Annotated in this window: 1 protein-coding gene; it reads right to left on the reverse strand. The window is 37.4% G+C overall.

What is annotated here, in order from left to right; genetic code table 11:
• Positions 1-211: 211 nt before the first annotated feature.
• A complete protein-coding gene (locus CXF74_RS21620) occupies positions 212-487 on the reverse strand; it encodes a hypothetical protein (protein ID WP_101084703.1) in 276 nt (91 codons plus the stop codon).
• Positions 488-586 lie beyond the last annotated feature (99 nt).

Genomic DNA, 586 nt, shown 5'->3' on the forward strand with positions numbered 1-586 from the left:
GGATGAGCATTCACAAGCCCTAGAAAGCAAAGTAATGGAATTGATCGTTACGTTGCGTGAAGCGCAATTATATAAATCGTTTTTAGAAGATTTAACGGGTTAATACTGCCGAATATACTCAGTTTTTAAAGCGTGAGAATGGCCGTTATTTATAGCGAGCTATTGTCATGTGACGCCAGAACAATCGGGGACAGCCGTAAACTGCAATACCTTAACCTATTGATTTTATATGATTGAAGTTATGGGTGTCCTCAATTGGCCCGGGCTCTATATCGGTAAAGCTATTTGGAATGTTTTCGATAAAGTTTCTTTCATCTGGTACATCATGATAGTCCTCAATACCTTCAGGAGGCTTAGTATCATCAGGAATATCAACAAAGAAACGATTATTATCTCTCCCTAATTTAATCGTTGCCTTGCAGGCAAGTGAAATATATTTAGCAAACTCTGATGCCTCTTCGAATGTATCATAAAAATATATTGCCATATTGATCCCTAATGAGGCTGTAGAATAAGTAATTTCCGGCCTGTTTTAATAAAATGAAAACCAATCGAGGACAGCCGTAAACTACAAATACCTTAACCT

The sequence above is a fragment of the Psychromonas sp. Urea-02u-13 genome (assembly GCF_002835995.1).
GTDB lineage: Bacteria > Pseudomonadota > Gammaproteobacteria > Enterobacterales > Psychromonadaceae > Psychromonas.